The organism is Hydrotalea flava, assembly GCF_001623405.1.
Lineage (GTDB): Bacteria > Bacteroidota > Bacteroidia > Chitinophagales > Chitinophagaceae > Hydrotalea > Hydrotalea flava.
Map to the genome: position 1 here is coordinate 139,059 of NZ_LUHG01000110.1, position 7,086 is coordinate 146,144.

Genomic DNA, 7,086 nt, shown 5'->3' on the forward strand with positions numbered 1-7,086 from the left:
CTTTGAATCATACAAAGTGCAAAAAAACAATCTGTCCATCTACTTCATACACACACTATGCACAGTTTCAACAAACGCTTTCTTTTGCTCTGATTTCCGCTTAACTTTGCAAATCTTTTAACGTGGTCAACCTAATATATTATGAATTTATTTCAATTACAAGATGCTGAATTTTTGTATCGTCATATTGGCCCTAATCATGCCGATACCGAAAAAATGTTAAACACTATTGGCGTAGACAGTATTGAAACGCTGATGAATCAGACCATTCCGGCCTCTATCCGTTTAAAAAAACCGCTTCAATTGCCGGATGCGATGAGTGAACAGGCTTTATTAAACCAGTTACAACAAATTGCACAGCAAAATAAGCTATACAAAACCTATATTGGTCAGGGATATTATAATACCATTACCCCTTCTGTTATACTCAGAAATATTTTCGAAAATCCGGGTTGGTATACCCAGTATACGCCTTATCAGGCAGAAATATCGCAGGGACGATTGGAAAGCTTGCTGAATTTTCAAACCATGGTTACAGATTTAACCGGTTTGGAAATAGCCAATGCATCGTTATTAGATGAGGCTACAGCAGCAGCAGAAGCCATGACTATGTTATACCATCAGGCCAATAAAACAGAACAGGTAAGCAGAAATAAATTTTTTGTGGACGATGCCATTTTTGTGCAAACCAAAGATGTTTTAATGACAAGGGCCAATCCTTTGGAAATTGAATTGGTATTTGGAAATTTTGCAACCGCTTTATTAGACGATACTTTTTTTGGTGCTATTGTACAATATCCTGCTGCCAATGGTACTATTAACGATTATCGCGGATTTATTGCCAATGTGCATGCAGTAGGTGCTTATGCAGTAATAGCTACCGATTTGTTAGCTTTAACTTTATTAACACCTCCCGGTGAATTGGGGGCAGATGTGGCCATTGGTTCTGCACAACGTTTTGGAGTACCTTTGGGGTATGGCGGCCCACACGCAGCATTTTTTGCTACCAAGGATGAATTTAAACGCAATATGCCTGGCCGGTTAATTGGTGTAAGTGTTGATGCACAGGGGAACCGGGCACTTAGAATGGCCCTGCAAACCAGAGAGCAACATATTAAAAGAGAAAAAGCAACCAGTAATATTTGTACAGCGCAGGCACTTTTGGCCAATATGGCCGCCATGTATGCGGTATATCATGGCCCTAAAGGTTTAAAAAATATTGCCAAACGCATTCATTTATTAACAGTAGCCCTGAAAAATACACTGGAAGCCCTGAATTATACCATTGAAAAGCAGCATTTTTTTGATACCATTCAGGTAAAAGCAAATGCAAAGCTGATTCAGTCTATTGCTGAACAACACCATATTAACCTGTTTTATAGCAATGAAAATACAGTGAGCATTGCCTTAGATGAAACAACTACCCGTGAAGATGTGGTGAATATTGCTATGATTTTTGCTGCTGCTCAGGAAAAAGACAGTGCAGCTGTTGTTTTTGAAACCGCATTCAATGAACAGCACCAAATTCCGGAATTTGCACAGCGCCATTCTGCCTACTTAACACATCCTGTATTTAATACGCATCATAGTGAAACACAAATGATGCGGTATATTAAACAATTGGAACAGAAAGATTTATCGCTCAATATCAGCATGATATCTTTAGGCAGTTGCACCATGAAATTGAATGCAGCTACTGAAATGATGCCGGTTAGTTGGCCGGCATTTAGCCAGTTACACCCATTTGTTCCCATAAATCAGGCAGCAGGCTACCATCAGGTGATAAAAGAATTGAAAAAATATTTATGTGTTATTACCGGTTTTGCCGATTGCAGTTTGCAACCCAATAGCGGTGCACAAGGCGAGTATGCGGGCTTATTAACCATTCGAAAATTTCATGAAGCAAATAATAATAGTCATCGCAATGTAGTGCTGATACCCATTTCAGCACATGGTACCAACCCTGCCAGTGCAGTAATGGCCGGAATGAAAGTAGTTGTAGTGAAAGGAACAGCAGAAGGACATATTGATGTAAATGATTTGAAGGAAAAAGCAGAAATGCATCAACAAGATTTGGCAGGTTTAATGGTTACTTACCCTTCTACCCATGGTGTTTTTGAAGAAAGCATTAAAGAAATCTGTGCCATTATTCACGAAAATGGCGGTTTGGTTTATATGGATGGTGCCAACATGAACGCACAGGTGAGTTTAACTTCTCCTGCAGAAATTGGTGCCGATGTTTGTCATTTAAACCTACATAAAACCTTTGCAATTCCGCATGGTGGCGGCGGACCGGGTGTTGGACCTATTTGTGTAACAGCCCAACTGGCACCTTTTTTACCGGGTCATACCATTTACAGCAACAACAATAATCATGGCTCAGGTGCTGTTAGTGCTGCGCCGGTTGGCTCTGCCTCTATTCTACTGATTAGCTATGCTTATATCAAAATGTTAGGTGCACATGGCGTTAAAATGGCTACCGAATATGCCATTTTAAATGCCAACTACATGAAGGCCCGATTAGAACCCTATTTTAAAATTTTATATACCGGTACCAATGGTTTTGCAGCACATGAATTTATTGTTGATTTAAGACCATATAAACAAACCGCAGGTATAGAGGCGGAAGATGTGGCCAAACGTTTAATGGATTATGGCTTTCATGCCCCCACCATGAGTTTTCCGGTACCGGGCACCATTATGATTGAACCCACTGAAAGTGAAGATAAAGCCGAATTAGATCGTTTTTGCGATGCATTAATTGCTATTCACAACGAGATTAAAGCTATTGAATCAGGTGAATTGGATGCAGTTGATAATCCATTAAAAAACGCACCTCATACACAATTAATGGTTGCTGCCGATACCTGGAACCATAGTTATAGCAGGCAACAGGCAGCATTTCCTTTGTTTTATGTTACGCAAAATAAATTCTGGCCATCGGTTGCCAGAATCAATAACACGTATGGCGACAGAAATTTAATTTGTACCTGCGAGCCCATTGAGAGTTACATGGAGAAGTAATCTTAGAGGTACATTCCTAAAAAAATTGTTGAGGCATTAAATTACCTCAACAGTTTTTTTGCGATGAACAGGATTAATGTTCACCTCGATCGCCTCTGTTATTATTCCCACCTCCACCTCTGTATGGTGCAGGTGATGAACGTTGTACAAGTGCAGGCCGGTTCATTTGAAAATTCTGAAACCTTGTTTGTCCTCTTTGCTGCATAGCCTGCTGCCGATCTAAATTCCAAATTATTTCCTGATGATTGTTATTAACGGGAGCCCATTGCCGTTGTGGAGTTCTTTGCTCCCATCTGCCCAATTGATTTCTATAAACATTCCCCTGTCTACCAGATAAAATTACATTTTGCCTGGCCACATTATTGGGCAAATTGGGCTGAACATATTCGCCTCTTATGTTTCTATCATTCCCAAAATTATTATTATGAATATTGTTTATATTATTGTTGTAACGGTCATTTCTTATATTCACATTTCTGATGTTGTACACCATCCTGTTATTGGTAATTACATCGTGCCGGTAATTATAAATATTATTGGTTACAAAACGATTGTTGTTAATAATAACCGGTCTTCTGGCAAATCCACCCACATTTCTTCCATAAAAACCATAATTACGTGGCGACCAACAATAAGGTGGATGATAAATTCTAGGCCCCCACCAGCCACCGGCCCATCCATTCCAAATACTGGTACCAAAACCAATATTAAACCAGCCAAAACTATAATTAAAGCCCATACCCCATCCATACCAGGGATTATACATCATATTAAAACCCCATGTATATGGCCTGGGGTAATAATAGTTGCCCCACCATGGCCGATAATAATAACCGGTACCATACACAACAGTTGGACCATATACAAAAGTGTTTAAATAACCCGGCGTATAACCTATATATACCCAATCAGGCGTAACATCATATATATAAACATATTTTAAATTGTATACCGGATAACTGGGCGGAATAATATCAATTTCAGCAGGACGTTCAGTGGCAACAGACCAGGGGCCGTTGGGTGAAGGCGCTATAAACCATACACCACTTTCCACAGTATAATACTGATTACCATAGTGCACAACCGAAGAAGCAGTATTCACAGCGTACTGCATATGGGTACCTTCAATGGGTTTAAATTGTGGATCACCATCATAAGTTACATCAGCTGCAGCTTTATTTCTGTCTACTTTCGCTGTTTGGGGTATCTGTGCATCCATAATCGCCTCTTTGGCTGCATAGGTTCCGGGCACACTGGCTAAAACATTATCTTTCGGTGAACCTTCAGAAATTTTAGTAAAATCCTTAGGAATATTATTTGCTTCAATGTTTTGCCAGTTTCCATTTAAATTATTGGAAGTATACCATCTTCCAGAAATTAAAATATAATATTGCTGTGTATTAGTATCCAGAAAAATATCATTGCTGCTATTGGCTGCGTACAATAAAGCAGTATTATCAATCGGCACCATATTCGCCTGGCCATTGGTTTGAATTAATTCGGCAGGTTGGGTACTTACAATGATATCGGAATAGCCGGTATATACATTATCATCACTTTTTTCTGCATTACTACTATAGCCTGCTTGTGCATCATTGGCTGCATCTACATCACTGGCAATTTTAGATAAGTTTGCCGGAGGATTATTTGCCGGAGAGAATGGCCCCGTTGCACTTGGGGCACGATACCAATGTTTGGCACCATATAAATAAAACTGTCCATCGGTATTCCTTACAATGGTATAAGGGGTATTAACAACGGCATCTAATCCCCAATTCGGATTTTTTTTCATTTTAGGCTCACCATCTATTAATACCAAAATAGAAGGGCGGTTAGCATAAATAATATGAGGCGGATTATTATCAAAATTTTGCGCCAACTTATGCTGTTCTATATTATTATCTAACTGGGTTAATAACTGATCCATAGGCAATGTAATTCCTGCCTGAGGTAATTGTGTTTCAAGCGTTGTTTTTAAGTAAGCAATATGATTCACATCACTATCGCTGCTTAATTTTAAATTGGGCACCCGTGTATATACCAAATGCACTAATCGTGTATCTCTATCAGTTGATAGGGTTGCAACAGACCAAAATGTTCCAAAAACAGGATCACCCCTCTCAGAATTTTGAACAGACACTACTGCACGAAATTTCAAAATATCACCGGATAAAGACTCAGGTTCTGGCTGATAAACTTTAATGATTGATCCATCATTGGCAGTAATTACTTTTGGCCATTCTGTATTATCCTGTGCCTTTACCCCGGAATAAAAAAATACAAAAGCAAAGGCTAATAATGGTTGAACAAGTAGGCGTAATTTTTTCATACACTCAAATTTTAAAAAAGTAAAATTAGTTACATAATGCTGCGACAATATTATTATTATATAGACTTTAAAAAAGGCAGAACTATTAAACTATTCGGCAAAAAATAAGATAAAATACAATAGTTTAACGTTTCTTTCTAATTCAATTCTTCAAGCTATCTAAGCAAGATTCCTGCCAAATAAAAAAGCAGACCCAACAAGATCTGCTTTTTAAAATTTCTATATAAATATTATCGGTAAATCCAGTTAAATTCATATTCTAATGGCGCTTTTATAGCAGTGCGCTCTGCCACTTTTCTAAATCGGGCAGGTAAATTCATTAAATAATCACGGGCTTTTTCAGCCTTATCGGTTAAACCGGTCATGTATTCAATACCCCATTCTTTTACAAGGGTTTCAACAATATCAGTATAATCTTTAGAAGTGTAAACACCTAACCGTTGTGCGGCATCACTGAAATGAGAAAATGTTGCACCAATTTTTTCGCCCTGTTGTCGTAAAAAATGTGCAGGCATTACAATTTTTTTACGCATCATATCTTCAAATGCCAACATCATTTCACTGGTATCTATTTCAAATATTTTTTCAATAAAACTTTTATATGCTTTTGCATGCCGGGCTTCATCGCCTGCTATAACACCACAAATTTTAGACAAGCGGTTATTACCATATTTCTTGGCCATTGTTGCAGTTCTTCTGTGCGAAATTTGTGTAGCCGTTTCCTGAAATGAGGTATATACAAAATTCAGATAAGGATCATTAGCAACGCCAATATCCATTCCATCTGCAATAAGATATTGCGTACTGATTTGCATTTGACGCATATCTACCCTGCCAGATAAATAAATAAACATATTCAGCAAATCGCCGTGCCGGTTTTCTTCTGCCGACCACATTCTGACCCACCGGCTCCAGCCTTGCGGTTCCTGATTTGCAATACCATCTACCTGCATTAACCACCCTTCATAAGTGGGCAATGCTTCTTCTGTAATAATATCACCTACCAATACCGCTAAATAATCGTATGGTAATTCTTTACACTCCTTCTGTATTTCTTTGATTTCATCAATAAAATCGGGATGATTACTTTGGGGCAAAAAATCGGTGGGCTGCCAATTTTCGTCAATTGGTTTTAAATAAGTCTCAATAATGTCATCCATTTCTTTTGACAAATGCAACATTACTTCTTTCCGGGAAGCTTTTTTAATCTCTAACAAGGTTACAATTATAATTAAGTTAACAAATAAACACAAAGTTAAGCTACATTTATGCTCTTCAATCACACAATTGGTTAATTTTATTTTCTGTTCAACAAAATAATGATTAAACGCTTTTTACATAAACAGTAAATGGTAGGTGCAATGTATTATTTGAAATAGTTAAAACTTAATCTGACAGTTGGGTTAAATTGCAAATGAAATAACAAACAATTTAACCACTTTAAAAACTGTCAGAAATGAATGTAGAATCAAAGTTAATCCAAAGCAAATTAGGATTACTCAAATTAGCAGAAAAATTAGGTAACGTATCAGAGGCTTGCCGTGTTTACGGTTACAGCCGCGATAGCTTTTACCGCATTAAAGAACTCTATGATACAGGCGGTCCGATTGCCTTGAAAGAAATTAGTCGCAAAAAACCAATTCCGCAAAACAGAATTGAGCCGGAAATTGAGAAGGCTGTTGTAGAAATGGCTTTTGAAAATCCTGCTTTGGGTCAGTTGCGTGTATCCAACG

Annotated in this window: 4 protein-coding genes; 2 read left to right on the top strand and 2 right to left on the bottom strand. The window is 38.0% G+C overall.

From position 1 onward, the window contains the following. The first annotated feature begins 141 nt into the window (after positions 1 to 141). Positions 142 to 3,024: an aminomethyl-transferring glycine dehydrogenase gene (gcvP, locus tag A0F92_RS15290; RefSeq protein ID WP_068248271.1), complete on the top strand. Its 2,883-nt coding sequence runs from the start codon at positions 142 to 144 to the stop codon at positions 3,022 to 3,024. 73 nt (positions 3,025 to 3,097) lie between these two features. Here the strand turns inward: gcvP and A0F92_RS15295 are convergent, their stop codons facing one another. Both A0F92_RS15295 and A0F92_RS15300 read right to left on the bottom strand, forming a co-directional pair. Then, positions 3,098 to 5,353 (bottom strand): hypothetical protein, encoded by a 2,256-nt coding sequence (locus A0F92_RS15295; RefSeq protein ID WP_068248274.1) that lies wholly within the window; start codon positions 5,351 to 5,353, stop codon positions 3,098 to 3,100. Positions 5,354 to 5,583: 230 nt separating this feature from the next. Beyond that, a complete protein-coding gene (locus A0F92_RS15300) occupies positions 5,584 to 6,570 on the bottom strand; it encodes an acyl-ACP desaturase (RefSeq protein WP_253810533.1) in 987 nt (328 codons plus the stop codon). Between the two features lie 239 nt (positions 6,571 to 6,809). Between A0F92_RS15300 and A0F92_RS15305 the strand changes: the two genes are divergently transcribed. Then, on the top strand, positions 6,810 to 7,086 hold a 277-nt coding region (locus tag A0F92_RS15305; protein ID WP_167516643.1), incomplete at its 3' end, for a helix-turn-helix domain-containing protein.

Bases quoted from the DNA above. Each gene is read 5' to 3' on its own strand.
- gcvP (WP_068248271.1), top strand. From the start codon at position 142: ATGAATTTATTTCAATTACAAGATGCTGAATTTTTGTATCGTCATATT.
- A0F92_RS15295 (WP_068248274.1), bottom strand. From the start codon at position 5,353: ATGAAAAAATTACGCCTACTTGTTCAACCATTATTAGCCTTTGCTTTT.